The organism is Mucilaginibacter gossypiicola, assembly GCF_900110105.1.
Classification (GTDB): domain Bacteria; phylum Bacteroidota; class Bacteroidia; order Sphingobacteriales; family Sphingobacteriaceae; genus Mucilaginibacter; species Mucilaginibacter gossypiicola.
On sequence record NZ_FOCL01000013.1, the window covers coordinates 93,215 to 111,710 of the forward strand.

Annotated in this window: 16 protein-coding genes; 9 read left to right on the forward strand and 7 right to left on the reverse strand. The window is 42.2% G+C overall.

What is annotated here, in order from left to right; genetic code table 11:
• Window positions 1-148 precede the first annotated feature (148 nt).
• The gene (locus BMX50_RS28810) at window positions 149-1,951 is read right to left on the reverse strand and encodes a hypothetical protein (protein WP_091219105.1); all 1,803 of its coding nucleotides are present in this window, start codon (window positions 1,949-1,951) and stop codon (window positions 149-151) included.
• A 248-nt stretch (window positions 1,952-2,199) separates the two neighbouring features.
• Between BMX50_RS28810 and BMX50_RS28815 the strand changes: the two genes are divergently transcribed.
• The 7 genes from BMX50_RS28815 to secG all read left to right on the forward strand — a co-directional run bounded on the left by BMX50_RS28815 (window position 2,200) and on the right by secG (window position 8,744).
• A complete protein-coding gene (locus BMX50_RS28815; RefSeq protein WP_091219109.1) occupies window positions 2,200-3,051 on the forward strand; it encodes a hypothetical protein in 852 nt (283 codons plus the stop codon).
• Between the two features lie 153 nt (window positions 3,052-3,204).
• Window positions 3,205-4,656 (forward strand): tRNA (N6-isopentenyl adenosine(37)-C2)-methylthiotransferase MiaB, encoded by a 1,452-nt coding sequence (miaB, locus tag BMX50_RS28820; RefSeq protein ID WP_091219112.1) that lies wholly within the window; start codon window positions 3,205-3,207, stop codon window positions 4,654-4,656.
• 59 nt (window positions 4,657-4,715) lie between these two features.
• Window positions 4,716-5,087 carry a four helix bundle protein gene (locus tag BMX50_RS28825; protein ID WP_208864827.1) on the forward strand — a complete coding sequence of 124 codons (372 nt, stop codon included), beginning with the start codon at window positions 4,716-4,718 and terminating at the stop codon, window positions 5,085-5,087.
• A gap of 112 nt (window positions 5,088-5,199) precedes the next feature.
• The gene (locus tag BMX50_RS28830) at window positions 5,200-6,459 is read left to right on the forward strand and encodes a sigma-54 interaction domain-containing protein (RefSeq protein ID WP_091219116.1); all 1,260 of its coding nucleotides are present in this window, start codon (window positions 5,200-5,202) and stop codon (window positions 6,457-6,459) included.
• A gap of 5 nt (window positions 6,460-6,464) precedes the next feature.
• Window positions 6,465-6,989 (forward strand): LptE family protein, encoded by a 525-nt coding sequence (locus tag BMX50_RS28835; RefSeq protein ID WP_091219120.1) that lies wholly within the window; start codon window positions 6,465-6,467, stop codon window positions 6,987-6,989.
• A 21-nt stretch (window positions 6,990-7,010) separates the two neighbouring features.
• Window positions 7,011-8,366, forward strand: coding sequence for a hypothetical protein (locus BMX50_RS28840; RefSeq protein WP_091219123.1), 1,356 nt, complete (start codon window positions 7,011-7,013; stop codon window positions 8,364-8,366).
• A 9-nt stretch (window positions 8,367-8,375) separates the two neighbouring features.
• Window positions 8,376-8,744 (forward strand): preprotein translocase subunit SecG, encoded by a 369-nt coding sequence (secG, locus tag BMX50_RS28845; protein ID WP_091219126.1) that lies wholly within the window; start codon window positions 8,376-8,378, stop codon window positions 8,742-8,744.
• A 264-nt stretch (window positions 8,745-9,008) separates the two neighbouring features.
• Here the strand turns inward: secG and BMX50_RS28850 are convergent, their stop codons facing one another.
• The 3 genes from BMX50_RS28850 to BMX50_RS28860 form a co-directional block, all read right to left on the reverse strand.
• On the reverse strand, window positions 9,009-9,347 hold the full coding sequence (locus BMX50_RS28850; protein ID WP_091219129.1) for a hypothetical protein: 339 nt from the start codon (window positions 9,345-9,347) through the stop codon (window positions 9,009-9,011).
• Between the two features lie 90 nt (window positions 9,348-9,437).
• Window positions 9,438-10,307: an aldose 1-epimerase family protein gene (locus BMX50_RS28855; RefSeq protein WP_244281134.1), complete on the reverse strand. Its 870-nt coding sequence runs from the start codon at window positions 10,305-10,307 to the stop codon at window positions 9,438-9,440.
• A 111-nt stretch (window positions 10,308-10,418) separates the two neighbouring features.
• Window positions 10,419-12,866: a bifunctional YncE family protein/alkaline phosphatase family protein gene (locus tag BMX50_RS28860; protein WP_091219132.1), complete on the reverse strand. Its 2,448-nt coding sequence runs from the start codon at window positions 12,864-12,866 to the stop codon at window positions 10,419-10,421.
• Window positions 12,867-13,015: 149 nt separating this feature from the next.
• Between BMX50_RS28860 and BMX50_RS28865 the strand changes: the two genes are divergently transcribed.
• Together BMX50_RS28865 and BMX50_RS28870 are read left to right on the forward strand one after the other, a co-directional pair.
• Complete coding sequence (locus BMX50_RS28865; RefSeq protein WP_091219135.1) at window positions 13,016-13,465, forward strand: hypothetical protein; 450 nt, start codon at window positions 13,016-13,018, stop codon at window positions 13,463-13,465.
• A gap of 64 nt (window positions 13,466-13,529) precedes the next feature.
• Window positions 13,530-13,955, forward strand: a complete 426-nt coding sequence (locus BMX50_RS28870) for a hypothetical protein (RefSeq protein ID WP_091219138.1) — start codon at window positions 13,530-13,532, stop codon at window positions 13,953-13,955.
• Window positions 13,956-13,961: 6 nt separating this feature from the next.
• Here the strand turns inward: BMX50_RS28870 and BMX50_RS28875 are convergent, their stop codons facing one another.
• From BMX50_RS28875 to galB, 3 genes are all read right to left on the reverse strand, one after another.
• Window positions 13,962-14,852, reverse strand: a complete 891-nt coding sequence (locus BMX50_RS28875) for a helix-turn-helix domain-containing protein (RefSeq protein WP_091219141.1) — start codon at window positions 14,850-14,852, stop codon at window positions 13,962-13,964.
• A 125-nt stretch (window positions 14,853-14,977) separates the two neighbouring features.
• Window positions 14,978-15,796, reverse strand: coding sequence for an SDR family NAD(P)-dependent oxidoreductase (locus BMX50_RS28880; RefSeq protein ID WP_091219144.1), 819 nt, complete (start codon window positions 15,794-15,796; stop codon window positions 14,978-14,980).
• Window positions 15,797-16,027: 231 nt separating this feature from the next.
• Window positions 16,028-18,457 carry a beta-galactosidase GalB gene (gene galB, locus BMX50_RS28885; protein ID WP_244281135.1) on the reverse strand — a complete coding sequence of 810 codons (2,430 nt, stop codon included), beginning with the start codon at window positions 18,455-18,457 and terminating at the stop codon, window positions 16,028-16,030.
• Window positions 18,458-18,496: the final 39 nt, after the last annotated feature.

The window sequence follows — 18,496 nt, forward strand, 5'->3', positions numbered from 1 at the left end:
ATGAGATACGGTGCCTGATAAAGAAGCGTCATTGCGAGGTACGAAGCAATCGCGAACTTTACAGGGCAGCTTGCATAGCTACTCTGCCCGTTGGGGATTGCTTCGTACCTCGCAATGACGTGGCGGAGACGTTATTTTCATAACCTTATCAAAACTTCCCCTGGTCCATTAGTTTCTTCCGCTCTGCTTTCCTCTTTTGACGTTCTGCTTTATTCTTTAAACGTTCCTCTTTGTTTTTCAGATGCTCGTCAATACGGTCTTTAGTGGCTTTTTGTTTTTCTTCATCGAGGCCGATGCAAGGCTTTATGCCAGTGAGCAACGTTTTCCAAACGGTTTTAAAAAATGGTGAATCTTTAGGACGTTTATAGATCACCGTTGCCGAGGTAAGTTTTCCTTTATCATCAGGGTTACTGCGCCTGATCACAAACAGGTTGGCAAATATCGACATGATCGATTTTCTTTTAAACCGATCGTTAACGGTATCGGGTTTTAATAAAACCACCTTTAGGTCATTATATAAAAAATCAACCTTCCCTTTAAATACTTTACTGTTGGCCTGGATATCGAAGCTGAATTTTTTAACATTGCCCGACGTCATTTTTACCATGGCCAAAGGCATGGTAGCAGGATTTAACCTTCCAAATTCCATTGGGCCTAATGTGCCTTTATAGCTAAAGGCTGCATCTTCATCACTTAAATTAAATTTTAATTGTACATCAAGCCTGCCACGGTTCATAAAATAAGTGGTGAGGTTAATAGTGGTAATGTTGTTTTTAGCAATAGCCGATGGATTATTGGTAATATTATAAATAACTCCGCTGGTATTATTAAATGCAACCGTGCCTGTCTTTTGCGATTTTTTATTGAACTCATTATAAATCACATCAACGTGCCTGATTTTCGTGGTATCTATCCGCAAATCAAGATTTAGCTTCCTGATCATCATGTTAGGAAAGGTTTTAACCTTGTCGGTAAGTGAATCCGGCTTTTTACCGGGATTGGTAAAGGCTGTGATCTTGCCATTAGCAAGAGTTAAACTTGAGGCAGATACAGTACGATATTTATGATAATTTAAATAATCAAAGTTGTTAAGCTGCACCGAATCAGCCAGCAGCCCAAGCCGATCTTTTTGGCTTTTGCCAAAAAATACATCTGATTTGGCGGGCTGCATAGCAAGCCCTTCAATGTTGAGCCTTGAAGTAAGGGTTGAAAGTTTGAGGTGCCTGATCTTATAAGTGTACAACCCGCTTGGAGTTTCCCCTGTGTAATTATTCAATTCGGTAATAATATCCTTACAATAAAGCAGACGCGATTTATCGTATTGCGTAGCCGAGTCTATCAGCAGGTCGGTAGCGCTTAAGTTCAGTTCTTTAAGTTTTGAAATAGCTACTTTATTGCCCGAATAATCCTCGTATTTTAAGTTAACATCATTCAGTAAAATAGTGCCTATCTGGATACACCTCAGGCTTTTAGAGATGCGCTGCCAGGCGGTTCGGTGATCTTTAACTACGGTATCTTTAGTGTGGTTTAGCTGGTAACTTACATTTAACTGCGGCTCATTAAGAATGATTTGGCCGATATTTAGCTTTTTTTGAAAATACAGGCTAAATGGATGTACATGATTAAGTACCAGTCGTTTTACTTTAAGTTCAACAAGCGTATTAGGTGCCAGGTGCAGCCGCTTTTTTTGATTGTAAACAGTTGTATCCGGCTTAAGGGTTATATTGTAAATAATGATTTTTCCCGACAGGATATGCAGTTCAGCATCCGAAAAATCAGCTGTATAAAGGCTATCGCTGCTGCTTAATACTACGTCTTTTACTTTGCCGGCCAATATGGGCGACCAATACCTGTTTACTACCGCAGCCAGCAGTAATATTACTATAACCGGTATCAGCACAAATTTAAATGTCCTTTTTTGCCACTTATGCTTTAAAAAATTTAGTGCCATTTACCGGTTGTTACTTTTTACTTGTGCTTTAATGCTTTAACAGCAAGTTAGTAACTTTTGTTATAGTGTGGCGGGGCGATAAGTTATTTTTTGTTAAAACTCATATTTATTTCATCATTATTAAGACTGGTTTATATACTGGTACTTAACCTAAATAATGGTTTTCCTTAACTGCGAAGCAACCCCCGGGAAAATGATGGCGTTATATCTATTACATAACCATTATTAACATCTAATTCAGACTCCCGATGAAAACAAAAATGTACTTAGCCCTGACAGGCTCAATTGCCTTAACTTTATTAGTGGCATCGTGTAAAAAAAATCACGACAACAATCCAACCAAGTCTGCGGCTGTTACCGGCGTGCAGCTTACTTCAAACAGCACCTTTGGTAGCATTATTACAGACAACAATGGCCGTGCACTTTACCTTTTCTCTGATGATGCAGCTAACGTTTCAACCTGTACCGGTGGCTGCGCTGTTGTCTGGCCTGCGTTTTATAAAGAAAATCCATCCATAGGCACAGGTTTATCAGCAACCGATTTGGGCGTTATCACCAATGCCGACGGCAACAAACAAACCACCTATAAAGGCTGGCCTTTATATTATTATGCAAAAGATGTAGCCGCTACCGACGTTAATGGTGATGGTGTTGGTAAATCATGGTTTGTAGCGAAGGCTGATTACACTGTAATGGTTTCCTATGCACAGCTGATTGGGCACGATGGTAATCAATATACCAGCAAGGGACTTGCCGGTGCCGAAAACTCGCAGTATATCACCGATGCTAACGGGCATACTTTGTATCTGTTCACTAAAGATGCATCTAAAACAAACAAGTTTAGCACAGGGGTAGCCGCACATGATGCCATTTGGCCAATTGATGTGGTAACAGCGGTTCAAAGCGTTCCATCTATTTTAAACAAATCCGATTTTGATGTGATCACCGTTTTCGGGCAAATGCAATTGGTTTATAAGGGGCACCCGTTATATTATTTTGGTCAGGATAATGGCGTTAAAGGAAGCACCAAAGGCGTTAGTTTTCCTACTGGTGGCGCAGCTATCTGGCAAATCAATAATACCAGCACGGTTGCCTTATAGTAAGTTTTAGTTAAAAACCGGCTTTAATGAACGGGTAATACAGCTGTATTACCCGTTTTTTGTAAAAGTAAAACGCGATTTTATTTAATACTGACAATATGTCATTTAGGTATTTAAATTTTGTTTATTTTTGCAAACTAATTTTTTATATAAATGATGGATTTGCTTATTCCGGATAAAACACATGATGAGAGCAGGCAGGGTGAGGCGTTAATGTTAAAAGCCGAAGCAGCTAAAAACAATGGTCGCAAGCTTTATATTGAAAGTTATGGCTGTGCCATGAACTTTTCTGATAGTGAGATTGTGGCTTCTATTTTGGCTGAACGTGGTTTTGAAACTACGCCCGATTATAGCGTTGCCGATGTTATTTTCATCAACACCTGTTCTATCCGCGAAAACGCTGAACAGCGCGTACGAAACCGCTTAAAGGAATTTACCGTTGCCAAAGTAAAAAATCCGGGACTGGTAGTAGGTGTGTTGGGCTGCATGGCCGAACGTCTTAAATCAAAATTCCTGGAAGAAGAAAAATTAGTTGACGTTGTTGTTGGTCCGGATGCATACCGCGATTTGCCAAACCTGATTGATCGGGTTGACGATGGGCAAAAAGCGGTTAACGTATTGCTGTCGCGAGAGGAAACTTATGCCGATATCAGCCCGGTACGTTTAAATAGCAATGGCATTAACGCTTTCGTATCAATTATGCGCGGATGCGATAACATGTGTTCGTTTTGCGTGGTGCCATTTACCCGTGGCCGCGAACGCAGCCGCGATCCGAAATCAATAGTAGCCGAATGCCAGGACTTGTTTGATAAAGGCTACCGCGAGGTTACTTTGTTAGGCCAAAATGTGGATTCATATAAGTGGAAGTCGAAAGCTGAAGGTTCTGAGTCGGATGCTATAAGTTCAGTATCAGAAGCTGAAACCAATTTCGCCAACCTGCTGGAGATGGTAGCCTTGATCAGCCCTGATCTGCGGGTTAGGTTTTCAACCTCGCATCCAAAGGATATTACCGATGAGGTGCTTTATGCCATTAATAAATACGATAACATCTGTAACTATATCCACCTGCCGGTACAATCAGGCAACAGCCGCATCCTTGACCTGATGAACCGTACTTACGATCGTGAGTGGTACATCAACAGGATCGACGCTATCCGTCGCATCATCCCTGATTGCGCAATATCAACCGATGTAATTACCGGTTTTTGCAGCGAAACGGATGAGGAACACAAGGATACTGTAAGCATGATGGATTACGTGAAGTATGATTTTGCCTACATGTTTAAATATAGTGAAAGACCGGGTACTTTAGCGGCAAAGCGTTACGCGGATGATATCCCTGAAGAGGTAAAACAAAAGCGCTTAACCGAAATAGTAGCCAAGCAGCAGGAGTATTCATTTTACAGGATGCAGGCCCGCATAGGCAGGGTAGAGCGCGTACTGATTGAGGGTTTCTCTAAAAAATCAGACAAAGACTATTGCGGCCGCAGCGATCAAAACGCGATGGTAATTTTCCCTGTTGGAGAAGGCTACAAACCAGGAGAATACGTTAACGTACTTATCGAACGCAGCACAACAGCTACGTTGATCGGCCGCGTCGTATAGAGGCAAGAAGTCAAGATTCAGGAATCAAGAAAGACGATAAAGAGAATAAGACTAAGATAATGATGAGGCATAATTTTAAGAGCTTGAAGATTTGGCAAAAGTCGATGGAGCTTACTGATTTAACTTATGATTATTGTAAAGCATTACCTATCGAGGAAAGATATAATCTGATTGACCAATTAAATAGGTGTTCCTGTTCAGTTCCGTCTAACATAGCGGAAGGTTCAGGTAAAAGAACTAAAGCACATTTTGCCGAATTCTTAACCACGTCCCTTACCTCATCTTTTGAAGTAGAGACACAATTATTAATATGTGAACGAAGGGGCTACGGCTCTAAAGAGAAATTAAAGGAATGTTTAGACCTTGTTGTTGAAGTTCAAAAAATGATATTCTCTTTTAGAGAATACATTTTGAACTCTGATGATGAATAAAAACATGATCTTATATAAAAGACAAGATGTATATAAGAAGTTATATTTGGGTAGAAGGCTTCTCTGCTCAAATCTTGCTTCCTGACTCTTGACTTCTTGAATCTTTTTTAACATGGAAGTACAGGAAATAAAACAACGCTTCGGGATCATTGGCAATTCGCCATTGCTTAACCGGGCTATAACTATAGCAAATCAGGTTTCGCCTACTGATATTTCGGTATTAATTACCGGTGAGAGTGGTAGTGGTAAGGAGGTTTTTTCGCACATCATACACCAGATGAGCCCGCGTAAACATGGGCCATTTATTGCGGTAAACTGCGGTGCAATACCTGAAGGTACTATCGATTCGGAGCTTTTCGGTCACGAAAAAGGTGCCTATACCGGTGCCGTTGGCGAACGTAAAGGTTATTTTGAAACGGTAAATGGTGGCACCATATTTTTAGATGAGATTGCTGAAATGCCGCTTGGTACCCAGGCCCGTTTGCTAAGGGTGCTTGAATCGGGACAGTATATCAAAGTAGGTTCGTCGAAAGTTGAAAAAACTAACGTGCGGGTTATTGCTGCTACAAACGTTGATGTATACGATGCGGTAAAGAACGGCAAATTTCGTGAAGACCTTTACTATCGTTTAAATACGGTGCCCTTAAAAATACCGCCATTGCGCGACAGGAAAGAGGATGTATTTCTGCTGTTCCGCAAGTTTACAGCTGATTTTACTGATAAATACCGCACACCGCCAATTCAGCTGGATGATGATGCTCAACAGGTATTAACAAATTATTCGTGGCCGGGTAACGTAAGGCAGTTGAAAAACATGGCCGAACAATTGGCCGTACTTGAGCGCGACAGGATCATTACTGCTCAAACCCTGCTTACATATATTCCTCATGAGGCCGGCACACGTAACCTGCCGATGCGCCTGGAGAATCAGCCTAAGGAAGATTTTTCTGAGCGTGATATCCTGTATAAAGTGCTGTTTGATATGAAGCGTGATATGGTGGAGTTGAAAAAGCTGGTAGCCGATATTATTGAGCATGGAGGTGTTTCGCCGCATTATGCCAATAATCCGCAGACATTAAATCAGCTTTATCGCGATATTGAACTGCATGGTACCAACGAGCCACAATTTACCTTGCAACAACCCGTTAATACCGTTACAAACAGCAGCAGCAATAGCAGTAGTACTATCGACGGTTTTAATATAACGCACGATGCCGAAGAGGTAGAAGAATCACTGTCGCTGATTGAAAAAGAATCGGACCTGATCCGTAAGGCGTTGAAAAAACATAAAGGCAAACGCAAGCTGGCCGCTAATGAACTGGGGATTTCTGAGCGTACGTTATACAGGAAAATAAAAGAACTAAACTTATAAAATTGATGAAAAAACTTTTGGGAATTATTTCAGTGTGTGTGTTGGTGCTTATGTGTCCATCATGTTACACTCTCAAAAATCAATCAATCCCGCCCACTTTGAAGACCCTCAATGTTCAGTTCTTTGAAAACAATGCTGCGCTGGTGGTTAATAATCTGAGCCAAACTTTCACCGAAGCGTTAAAAGACAGGGTTCGTACACAAACCAGCCTAAGCTTAGTCCGCGGCGAGGCCGATGCAACCATGTCGGGCGCTATTACCGGTTATTCTATTGCTCCGGCATCTATTCAAGCAACATCGAATAATGTGGCACCAATTGCTGATGCTAACAGGCTTACTATTACCGTTCGTGTTAAATTTTCATTTGATGCCGCGAAAACTCCGGCAGATAAAAAGCTTAGTTTTGAGCAAAGTTTTACTAAGTTTGCCGATTACCGGGGGGATATTTCTTCGCAGGAGCAGGCACTTATTCAGCAAATTAATAAACAATTAATTGACGATATTTTTAACGCGGCCTTCTCTAATTGGTAGGCAATTTGTATTTTCAACCACGTGGATCAATATTTGAATAGCAGGCAATACGAAATATTAGATGAACTGTTGGCTAATCCGGCCGAAACAGGTTCTTTTTATGGTTATAACCTGCAACAGTTGGTTGATGCCTATCCGCAAAGCGGTATTTTGCGTGCTTTGCTTGCCCATGCAGGTTCGGTTAAAGATGTGCAGCGTGCGGCAGTTTATTACAAGCCTGTTTTATTACACAAGTTAATTCACGAACCAGAAGGCCTTGCTCAGGTAAATGCATCACAGGTGATTAACCTGCTTGAGCCTGTGGCTGTAAACAATACTCCGGCTTCCGAAAACTATTTCAGTATAGGCTCAGCTGATGACCAGGAGGATGCTTTACCGCCGATACCGGAAGATACAGCGTTCACTTCAACTGAGGAAATAACCAGTTTTGATTTCACCATTGCCGACGAGCATAAGCAGGACGTGGTAACCGATACGCCGGCGATAACTGAACCGCAACCAGTTTCATCCGCACATGATATAGATGATGAGGTTTATGATGAAATTGTTGGGATTGAAAACATAAGTATCGGTGGGGTCAATGCGAACGAACCTGCTACCCATGTTGAAGCTGAACCGGAACCAAGCGATAAAAATGAAGATGTTGCCGACGCGGAACTTCTTATGCCGCCGCTGGTTCCAGACGAAACCAGGCAGTTAAAAGACGATGTGACTGAAAAATGGATCATCAGTAACATTGCATCAACCGATTATTTTTTGTTTGATAATTCGGTTGCTGATACAAGAGCCGAAGATAAGGTTGCCTTGCAGGAAGCTAATTTACAGCAAACGGAAACTGCAACGGCCGGGCAGCACGAGGTATTGTCAAAGTACAACGACGAAAAGATGCCTTATACCTTTATGTGGTGGTTAGATAAAACCCGTAAAGAATATGCATCAACTTATCAGCCTTATAATATTGAAACGGTAGCCTCGCCGAGTGCACCTGCAGCCGCTGATAATCAAACTGCGGATGCATTACAGCATCAGTATTACGAAAATATCTTCCATTCGCAATCTCTTGAGGAGCTGGAGAAAACCCCTCAGCCGGATGTGCCGGAGATAAAAAGGAAGGAAGACCTCATCATTGAGAAATTTATTAAGGAGGAACCACAGATCAGGCCGCCATCTATTGATAAGCTCGATAATGAAAATAAGGCAAAGAAGAGCTCGGAAGACAGAAATGACCTGGTAAGTGAAACTTTAGCCCAGATTTACATTGACCAGATGTTATATCACAAGGCTATTGCAACTTACAAAAAATTGATCTTGAAATTCCCGGAAAAAAGCCGTTACTTTGCAAGCCAAATTGAGCAGTTAGAAAAGAAAACTAATTAATATAAAGAAATGTATATCGTTTTAATCATTGTTACCGTAATTGTATGCGCTCTGTTAGGGCTTATCGTACTTATCCAAAACCCTAAAGGCGGTGGTTTGGCATCAAATTTTTCAAGCTCATCACAATTAATGGGTGTACAAAAAACCGGCGATTTTTTAGAAAAAGGTACCTGGGCTTTAGCTATCGCCCTGATGGTATTGTCATTGGCTATTAACGTAGCCGTAAAAGGAGGTTCATCTACAAATGCAGATAACCCTGCACTGCGTGAGCAAATAGAAAAAGCTTCAAAACCAACTAACTCGGTTCCATCAGCAACTCCGGCGTTAACGCCATCTACTACTGCGCCTGCTCCTAAAGCTGATAGCAGCAAAAAATAATAAAGTAATTAATTAAGATATATTGAAGGCCTCTGGGAATGTCCAGAGGCTTTTTTGTTTTCACCATATCAGGGTGTTATTCGCGGATAAAAAAAGCGTCATTGCGAGGTACGAAGCAATCCCCGACCTACAGAGTCGTCTTGTATAGTTCGCGATTGCTTCGTGCCTCGCAATGACGCGGTGGAAACGTCATTTATAAAACAAACCCAACAAAAAACGCCCCGATTTTCGTCGGGGCGTTTTTATTACAAAAAGTAATTTAAATTATAAAATCAGGATCAATACCAAAATAATGATAATGATAGCACCTAATGAAAGGTAAATGCCGCCACCGCCAAGGGCATTGGCTTCTTTTTTCATCCCTTTAAGTTCTGTACGCAATTCTTTACGCTCCTCTTTGGTAAGCTGCGATTTGTCCATTGCTTTGATCTCATTAACACGGGCTTTTATTTCCTCAACACGGGCTTGTTTTTGCTCGGTTGTCATGGTTGCTATTTCTTCCTTGCTTAGCGGGGTAAGCGCGTGGCTGTCAGCGGCAAATGTATTTAAAGCACTAAATGACAACAGCAAGGTAAGAGCTAATAAATAAACTTTAGTTTTCATAGTTTTAATAATTTAAGTGGTTCTTTCTATGAAAGAGAAAAAGTGTGAAAAATGTTTTATCTAAGTATAAAATTATTGTAACCAAAATGTTTATAAGCAAACAAAATAAGCCGATTCAAAAACATGTCCTACGCTTAATTTTTGGATAGCCTCTTTTTCTTTAATATCTACATGTTTGCCTTCTGTATCTGCGCAGCCAAGCCATGGTTCTATACAAACAAAATCGGCTCCGGGTTTAGCCCATAAACCAAGATAATTGAAATGCGGAAATTCAAGCGCCAGGGTTTGATCATGCTTGTCGCTTTTAATAGTTACCATCCTCGATTTTAAATCTTTAAAAACAAGGGCATCGTCATTAAACAGATCGCGGGTTAAATAAAGCTTTTTATTAGGAGTTGGTACAGGATGTGTTACACCGTTAAAAAAGCCATCTTTTGATAAAAGATGAGTGTCAAAATGTTCTTCGGTTTCAAACTCCAGGTAATAGTCTTCATAGCTTTCGCCTTTGTTAAAAGGAACGTTAAAAGCGGGGTGCCCGCCAACAGAAAAATATATCGATTTTTTATCAAGGTTGATCACTTTATAAGTTATGCGGAGCGCGTTATCAATAAGATGATACAGGATCTGAAAATCAAATTTAAAAGGATAAACTTTTAGCGTGTTTTCACAATTAGGCAACGAATAACTCGCCGACGCTTCATCCGACTCCAATAAAAAAAACTCCGACTGCCTCGCAAACCCATGGCGCGACATAGCATATTTTTCACCATTAACCAGAAGCTCATTATTGATCAGGCCGCCAACAATTGGAAAAAGGTTAGGAGCATGCCACGGCCAAATTTTTTCATCGGCCTGCCACATGTGTTCAACGCCTGTGGCCTTATTGATAAATGAACTAAGCTGTGCGCCTTTGGTGTCGATAGCTACTTTAATGTGCTCGTTTTCTAAATGAGTGATCATGGGAGTATAATTAATGTTAAAGCCCGGCTTTTATAAATTAAGGCCGGGCTTTAAACCAATATATAAAGGATTCGTTAATTGGACAACTTCCGGTTGAACGAAGTTAACAAATCAATCATCATCCTGTTCTTTTTTAGGTTCTAAAATTACAAATGCACTCCTTTTTGGCGCGGGCATGACAGATGATTCACCTTTTACGTACTTCCAAACCACTTCATTCAGGTCGATGTCAGGCGCTGCGTCTTCTTTAGCAAAATTGAACAGTTCAGAACGTTTGCTGCTTTCGTTTACAGCTATGTTGCGCTGTTCCAGATCAACCTGTGCAGGTTTGGCAGTATATGGCGTAAAATCTGGCTTGCTCGTAAAGCAATCGTACAACGGCATAGCGGCTGCGTCATATTGGCTCATTGGAGGTAAACCTAAAATAAGCTCCATGGTACGCAAAACGCCCGATGTTGAATACATGCCGTGGATAACCGCATTGCGTTTTACATAAGGCCCTGCAACAAATACAGGTGAGCGGTGAGCGTCAATATGGTCGGGGCCGTTTTGGGCATCATCTTCCAGGATAAACACTACCGACTCTTTCCAGATAGGGCTATGTGATAAATGCTCGATAAACTGCCCAATAGCAAGGTCATTATCGCCAACAGCGGCAATGGGTGATATTGCACCTTTACGCTGCCCGCTGGTATGGTCGTTTGAAATGCGTACCGTGTTGAAGTGCGGTACAGCATTTATAGTCAATAACGAATCAAAGTCATGCGCCCAGATCTCGGTACGTTTTACATCTTTAACACTTAAATCGAATCCTGGTGACTGCAGGCAAAAATGCCCCTCAAGTGATTTTAAGTTTGCCTTGCCGGGGTTGCCATCGCTTACAAACTCGCCATAGGTACGATAACTTACCCCTGCGCGTTTGCAATAATCCCATATAAAACCATCGCGTGGGTAGGCTGCTTTGCGGGTACCTTCAAAGTCATAGTTACCGCCGCGGCCACCATAGCTGGTAGGCCATGTTTTTTCCACAAAATCGGTAGCGTAGGCTGCCATGCTCCAGTTGTGACCATCGGCGCTTACCTCGGCATCAACGTAAAAATTGTCAAGGAGCACAAATTCGTTGGCAATGGCATGATGGTTAGGAGTTACCTTATTACCGAAAATACATAGCGATGTATCGCCGTTGCCCTGCGGCATATCGCCTAAAACCTGGTCGTAAGTGCGGTTTTCCTTAATGATATAGAAAACGTATTTAATAGGCGATTTTTCACCCATCCGGCGAGGGATAGGATTGCCTTCTTCGCCTTTGGCTGTTTTTTCAACTTTAGCGCTAAACGGTGTATTGGCATAAACCTGTTTGGTATAAGTTTTCAGTTCGGCGTCGGTTGGGGTATTGATGAACGATAAGGTACCTTTAAACAGGCCGCCAATATATTGCTCACGGCTGTTGATAGCACCTTGCTTATAACCGCTGTTATCGGTTTTTTTAACTGGTTGTGGGCCCCTCGGGTTAGCCATTGATGAAAAGCCCTTCCCGTTTGATACCAGGATTTTGCTACCTAGCACTTTTACATTGGTGGGGTACCAGCCAACCGGAATAAAACCTTTGCTTTTGCTGCTGCCCGGAATAGTTACATCAAATACGGCAAGGCAGTTATTATCCGCATTGGCTATATAAAGGGTTTTCCCATTTTGCGATAAGGCCAAACCGTTACTGGTTGAACCTGTAAGGCGGGTAGGGTAAAGGGCAGTAGAAATGGTTTCAACTATTTTATGTGTAGCTGTATTTACCACAGATACGGCATTGTCGTTGGCATCGGCCACGTACAGAAATTTCCCTTTCTTATCTAAAAGCAGCTCGTTAGGGTGGCTGCTGGTTTTGATAGTGCTGAGTGTTTGTTTTTCAATGTTGTAAAAGCCGAGCATATCTCCTCCCCATAAAGAAATATACAACGTTTTTTCATCGGGCGATAAAATACAGCTGTAAGCTTCGGCAGGTAGTTTTACCTGTTTTAGGATGTCTTTTTTATCAGGATCGATAATGTAAAGCGTACTGTCTTCTTTAGTAACCGAATACAGGCGGCTGTTGGTTTTGTTAGTTACCATACCTGTAGGGCATACCTTATTCTTAGGCCATGCATTTGGGGCTAACTTAATGGTATCTGGTGTTCCAAGCTTGTTGCCGGCAATGTTAAATACCAGGATCCAGTTATCATTGCCGCCCGATGCATACAATTTTTTCTCGTCGCGGCTGAAAGCAAGGCCATACCATGATTTTTTAACTATTACTTCATCAAGCAGTTTTTCGTTTTTGGGGTCGATCAGCTGAACCGACTGTGTACTTTGGCCGTTATTGGTAACTGCCAGTAATTTGCCTGATGACGACAGTTGCATATTAAGCGGCAAATCACCAAGGGGCAGCGAATTTCCGGCAGGACTAAGCTTCCATCCGTTGGGTAACAATACCTGCCCTGTTTGTTCAATTTTACCCGGAGTTTGCGCGAACGATTGTAGCGCCGTACTTAAAAGAGCAATGCCGGCGATGAATTTTAGTTTCATAAGAAAACGATTGTAGCCAAAATTACAAATTCGTTTTATTCCGAAAGGCCTATTAACGGAAACTTAACATAACTTTATATCTACAGATTTTCTACAGAATTTAAAATAGTTATTTTAGTAAACTTGAATTTGAACAATTACTCCCTGCTATGTTTAATTTATTCAGAAAGAAGCAAATACCACTCATAACACATCAATATAAAAACTTGATTATTGCCCTGCCTGCACATTGGCAGTATGAATCTGAAGGGGAAGATCAGGAAGCTTGTTTTGATCCGAAATCGAAAAGTACCCTGCGTTTTAATATTATCGGGGCAATTCCTCCGGACGGAATTAGCGAGGACGAAAATTTAAAACTTTTGATTGCCGATTTGCCTTATGCAACCACGGTACATGGAAACCTTTTGGCAGGACCTGCTTATAAAGAGTCGGAAGATAATGGTACAAAGATTACGCTTATCACCTGGCGATTGATAAAGCCTGAAAAAACGATGGCGGTTATCACCTATGCCGTTTTATCTGCTGAGAAAGATTCAACATCAGAAAAGGAAATCCTAACCCTGATCCGAACTTCGTTGCTAAATGCACAATTAACATAGTAAATGCAATTTAGATATTTCAAAACGCTATATTAGGGGTACACGCTACTTAAACTTTATATCTATGAAAACTATTAAATTCTTCGCTTTTTTTGCGTTTATGCTGACTATGTCCTTTAAAGGTTTTTCACAAACCAAAACAGGGCAGGTTTATCTGATCCGGGTAACCGGTTATACTGGTTCAATGGTTAATTACAGGTTTTATATCGATGACAAGCTGGTTTGTAAACTAAAAAACAAATCATTCTCGATACATGATTTAGCCGAAGGCCAGCACACGGTAAGCGTGGTAAGCGGCGGGATCTCAAACGGAAAAAAATCGGAACCGTTAACAATAACTGTTGTAGAAGGAAAAGTAAATTACGTAAGCGTTGTTAGCACCCAGGCCGGATATGTAAACAAAATTACCTGCCAGGAAATCACTCAAAACTCGGCCGATCCGCTTTTGGCGAAAGCTAAGCAAAATAAAAACTGCGAAACAGCCAACTAAACGCTGTTAGTTAACCAGCTGTTTTTTAAACTGGTTAGGACTGATACCTGTTTCCTTTTTAAACAACCGCGAAAAATACGGGAGATTTTCAAAGCCGAGTTCATAAGCTATCTCAGAAACGCTTTGGTAATCACTTTTAAGCCGGTTTTTTGCCTCGTTTATAAGATAAATATGTATCAGTTCTATTGCCGTTTTTCCTGTTTCCTGCTTCAGCATGTCACTTAGGTATCGGGGAGATAAATTAAGCTGTGATGCCAATGCATTAACAGATGGCAACCCCTGGGTTAACAGCAGTCCGTTTTTAAAGTAAGCCGCCAGCACTTCATTAAACTTTGATACGGTTTTACCCGAAAGCTCTGTACGGTTAATAAACTGGCGTTTGTAAAACCGTTGTGAATATTTTAGGATCGAATCAATATGGGTGAGCATAATATCGCGGCTGTACTCATCGGTATTGTTACGGTATTCGGCTTCTATCTTGTAATAGAGGTCCCACATGATCTGCTCTTCCGACGGTGAAAGGTGCAGGGCTTCGTTTGCTTCGTAATCAAAAAAAGCATATTTGCTTATTTCATTATGCAGGAAGTGGCCGTTCAGGAAATCCTCGTGAATGAACATGATAAACGCGTCCTCGTCATACTCCACACTGTTAAACTGAATTACCTGGCGGGGCTTAATGAACATCATGCTGCCGTTATCGTGATCGTATTTGGTACGGCCATACATAATTTGGCCGGCTTTAAGTTTTTTAAACCCGATCATGTAAAAATCAGAAGTAAATTCCCTGTCGCCAAACCCGCAGGTATGGGTGCACCTGTACAGGCTGAAGAGCGGGTTCTCCGGCATCGGGAAACCGTTAGCGCGGTGCATGTCGGTCAAATTTTTAAAATGCTGCATGATGAATAAAGTTAAACAAATCTACGCCGAATTACGGCGTAGATTATGTCAGCAGAATACATTTATATAAAAGCTGAGCGTGCAAAGCCTGAAGCTAAAGATTAACAGCCTTTATATAATATTAATTATTTACCGTGTGCAGCGTTAGCTATTTCGCTCCAGCTATCCCACTCGGCGGCACGGCCTTCATAGGTTTGTTTAACCCAGGGCTGCGCATATTTCCCAAGGAACAAACGTAGCGGAGGGTTTTCGCTGTCAATCAGTTTCAGCACGGCATCTGTAGTGGCTTCCGGTACGCCGAAAATATCGTCGGTTAAGCCTGCCTGGAAAGCGGCGCGTACGGCATCGTATTCGGGCATTGCTGTTGTTTGTGCAGCAGAAGCACCTGCCCAATCTGTTGCAAAGCCATTAGGCTCAATAAGCGAAACATTAATACCGAAACCTTTTACTTCGGCCGCCAGGGTTTCACTTAAACCTTCTACTGCAAACTTAGATGCATTGTATATACCCAATACTGGCAGGGTAACCAAACCCAGTACACTCGAAAGCTGGATGATGTGGCCTTGGCCTTGCTCGCGCATTACAGGTAACACAGCTTGTGATAGCCATAGTAAACCAAAAAAGTTGGTTTCCATTTGCTCACGGGCTTCCTGCTCTGTAGTTTCTTCAATGCTGCCGAATAAGCCGTAACCTGCGTTATTGATCAGTACATCAATACTACCGAAATGTTCTTTTGCTTTGCTGATGGCTGCAAAATCTGCTGCGCGATCATTAACATCCAGTTGCAGCGGTAAAATGTTATCGCCATATTTATTTACCAGGTCATCCAGAGTGCTCAAATCACGAGCAGTTGCTACTACTTTATCGCCTCTTTGCAATAATGCTTCGGCCCATAATTTACCGAAGCCACGTGATGCGCCGGTAATGAAAATTGTCTTTGCCATTGTTATTGTTTTAAATGTTAGGACAAAATTAGGGGGACAAGCGCAGGGCAATTTATACAGAAGTGGGGAACACTGATACATTTTTACGCCGGTGCTTGTAATTGGTAATCAGTATGTCATTAGAAGTAAGATGTCGGCAAAACCGCTTAGATAAAAAAACAAAACCCATCTCAAAAGGATGGGTTTTGTTTTGCGTTAAGCTCCCTCTCCAAAGGAGAGGGTTGGGGGAGGTTATCTGCTTTTCAATACCAAAGTACTGCCTTGTAAGCCATCAGCCGAAGCGGTTAATGTAATCGTGCCGGCTTTTTCTTTGGCCTGCACAATGGCTAAGGCCAAGCCATGGAATGCCTTACGGTAATCTGCTTTGAACGGATCATGGCTAACCGGATCGCCGTTATCAACACTGGCAATAAAACCTTCGCCGTTAATTTTAAAGTTTACTTTATTATCGGCATCAGGTACAACATTGCCGTCCTTATCCAGGATTTTTACAGTGATAAATGATAAATCTTTGCCATCGGCCTTGATTTGGGAACGATCTGCAATCAGCTCAATTTTGGCAGGGGCACCGGCGGTATGGATCTCGCGGGTTAATACCGTTTTGCCATTTTTACGGGATACCGCTTTTAAGGTGCCCGGTTCATATTTTACGCGCCACATTACATGCAGGTCGTCGCCGGTTTTCTTTTGAATACCTAATGACTTGCCGTTCAGGTAAAGCTCAACTTCGTCGGCATTATTATAATATGCCCAGATATCGATCATTTTACCTGGTTCCCAGTTCCAGTGAGGGAATATGTGCAGTACCGGTTTGTTTGTCCACTCACTTTGGTACATATAATATACATCCTTAGGGAAGCCTGCCAGGTCAATTATCCCGAAGTAAGAGCTGCGCGATGGCCATGAGTATGGGGTTGGCTCGCCCAGGTAATCGAAACCGGTCCAGATGAACATGCCCGAAAGGAAGTCGTACTTTTTCATCACCTTCCAGGTCATTTCATGGGTTGAGCCCCATGGTGGTCGGGTGTTGTCATAGGCCGAAACATTATTGCCTTCTCTTAAAAAAGGTTTATCATAGCTTGTTGGCCAAACCCTGATGCTATCCGATGGCATTTCATAATAACCACGGGTTTCCAAACCCGAGGTAGTTTCGGTAGCAATGAACTTTTTACCCGGGTAACGGTCATGAAATTTAGCATAATCAAACTGGTGATAGTTATAACCAATCAAATCAATAGCTCCCGATTTTACAATTTTGTTTGTGGTATCAGGGCGATCATTAGCGGTGGTAAGCGGGCGGGTTTTATCCAAGCTGTGAACAATGGCAGCCAGTTCGGGAGCAATACGCAATGCGCTGCTATCGGCCTGTTGAGGAATCTCGTTACCAATACTCCAGATCATGATGCTGGGGTGATTGCGGTCGCGTTTTACCTGATCTTCCAGATCGCGTTTATGCCATTCTTTAAAATACAGGTGATAGTCATAAGTAGCCTTTTTCCATTCCCAGCAATCAAAAGCTTCATCCATTACTATGAAGCCCATTTTATCGCAAAGATCAAGCAGTTCGGGGGCCGGAGGGTTGTGCGAGGTACGGATGCCATTGCAACCCATAGCCTTTAGCATTTGCAACTGGCGTTCAAGCGCGCGCGTATTAACAGCAGCCCCGAGGCTTCCCAGGTCATGGTGATCACATACGCCCAGGATTTTCATTGGTTTACCATTCAGGCTAAAACCTTTATCTGCATCAAAATTAAAATAACGGATCCCGACGGTTGTAGTATATTCATCCAATACCGTTTTGCCTTCAATTAGTTGGGTAACCGCTTTATATAAGTAAGGTTTGTCTACCGACCAAAGCACCGGGTTTTTAACAGTGAGTGTATGAGCCACAGTTAGTGCAGTATCCTTGCTTTTTGCTGCAGATAAAGCTTCGCCGGCTAATGATACCGGTTTACCGGCAGCATCATAAAGTTTGGTGCTTATCATTAGCCCGGGCGCCTTTTGGTAATTATGCAATTGCACCTGCACATTTACTTTGGCAGAAGCATTGCTCACATTAGTTGTGGTTACATAAGTGCCCCAGTGGTCAATAGCGGTTTTGTTGGTAGTAACCAGCCACACATGGCGGTAAATACCCGAGCCCGAATACCAGCGTGAGTTTGGCTGAACCGAGTTATCAACCTTAACGGCTATAACGTTGTTGCCGCCAAAGTTTAAATAGGGGGTAAGCTCATACCTGAATGAGATATACCCATTGGGTCTGAACCCAAGGTGATGCCCATTGATCCATACATCGCTTTTTTGATATACGCCATCAAAATCAATATAAACCAGTTTGCCTTTTGAGGCTGCCGGAACAGTAAATGTTTTGCGGTACCAGCCAATGCCGCCGGGTAAAGCGCCGCCTTCGGGCGTGGCAGGGTTATCTTTTGAAAACGTGCCTTCAATACTCCAATCGTGCGGCAGGTTTAATACGCGCCATTTGCTATCATTAAGGGTTACCTTTTCGCCGCTTTCAACAGCGCCAAGGTTAAAGCGCCAGCTTTTATCAAAGTCGAGTTTTTGGCGGGTTTGGGCAAAGGGTTTTAGCGTAGCCAGCATCAGGATAGCAAGCATTGTACACTTATAAACCTTAGCCCCTTGTGATTTTATTGATGACATAATATCGTTTGGGGATTAATTGTATTTTGGACACTAAAT

What these genes read in the sequence shown, in the direction of transcription:
- BMX50_RS28810 (WP_091219105.1), bottom strand. Translation starts at nt 1,951, where the DNA reads ATGGCACTAAATTTTTTAAAGCATAAGTGGCAAAAAAGGACATTTAAA.
- BMX50_RS28815 (WP_091219109.1), top strand. Translation starts at nt 2,200, where the DNA reads ATGAAAACAAAAATGTACTTAGCCCTGACAGGCTCAATTGCCTTAACT.
- miaB (WP_091219112.1), top strand. Translation starts at nt 3,205, where the DNA reads ATGATGGATTTGCTTATTCCGGATAAAACACATGATGAGAGCAGGCAG.
- BMX50_RS28825 (WP_208864827.1), top strand. Translation starts at nt 4,716, where the DNA reads ATGATGAGGCATAATTTTAAGAGCTTGAAGATTTGGCAAAAGTCGATG.
- BMX50_RS28830 (WP_091219116.1), top strand. Translation starts at nt 5,200, where the DNA reads ATGGAAGTACAGGAAATAAAACAACGCTTCGGGATCATTGGCAATTCG.
- BMX50_RS28835 (WP_091219120.1), top strand. Translation starts at nt 6,465, where the DNA reads ATGAAAAAACTTTTGGGAATTATTTCAGTGTGTGTGTTGGTGCTTATG.
- secG (WP_091219126.1), top strand. Translation starts at nt 8,376, where the DNA reads ATGTATATCGTTTTAATCATTGTTACCGTAATTGTATGCGCTCTGTTA.
- BMX50_RS28850 (WP_091219129.1), bottom strand. Translation starts at nt 9,347, where the DNA reads ATGAAAACTAAAGTTTATTTATTAGCTCTTACCTTGCTGTTGTCATTT.
- BMX50_RS28855 (WP_244281134.1), bottom strand. Translation starts at nt 10,307, where the DNA reads ATGATCACTCATTTAGAAAACGAGCACATTAAAGTAGCTATCGACACC.
- BMX50_RS28860 (WP_091219132.1), bottom strand. Translation starts at nt 12,866, where the DNA reads ATGAAACTAAAATTCATCGCCGGCATTGCTCTTTTAAGTACGGCGCTA.
- BMX50_RS28865 (WP_091219135.1), top strand. Translation starts at nt 13,016, where the DNA reads ATGTTTAATTTATTCAGAAAGAAGCAAATACCACTCATAACACATCAA.
- BMX50_RS28870 (WP_091219138.1), top strand. Translation starts at nt 13,530, where the DNA reads ATGAAAACTATTAAATTCTTCGCTTTTTTTGCGTTTATGCTGACTATG.
- BMX50_RS28875 (WP_091219141.1), bottom strand. Translation starts at nt 14,852, where the DNA reads ATGCAGCATTTTAAAAATTTGACCGACATGCACCGCGCTAACGGTTTC.
- BMX50_RS28880 (WP_091219144.1), bottom strand. Translation starts at nt 15,796, where the DNA reads ATGGCAAAGACAATTTTCATTACCGGCGCATCACGTGGCTTCGGTAAA.
- galB (WP_244281135.1), bottom strand. Translation starts at nt 18,457, where the DNA reads ATGTCATCAATAAAATCACAAGGGGCTAAGGTTTATAAGTGTACAATG.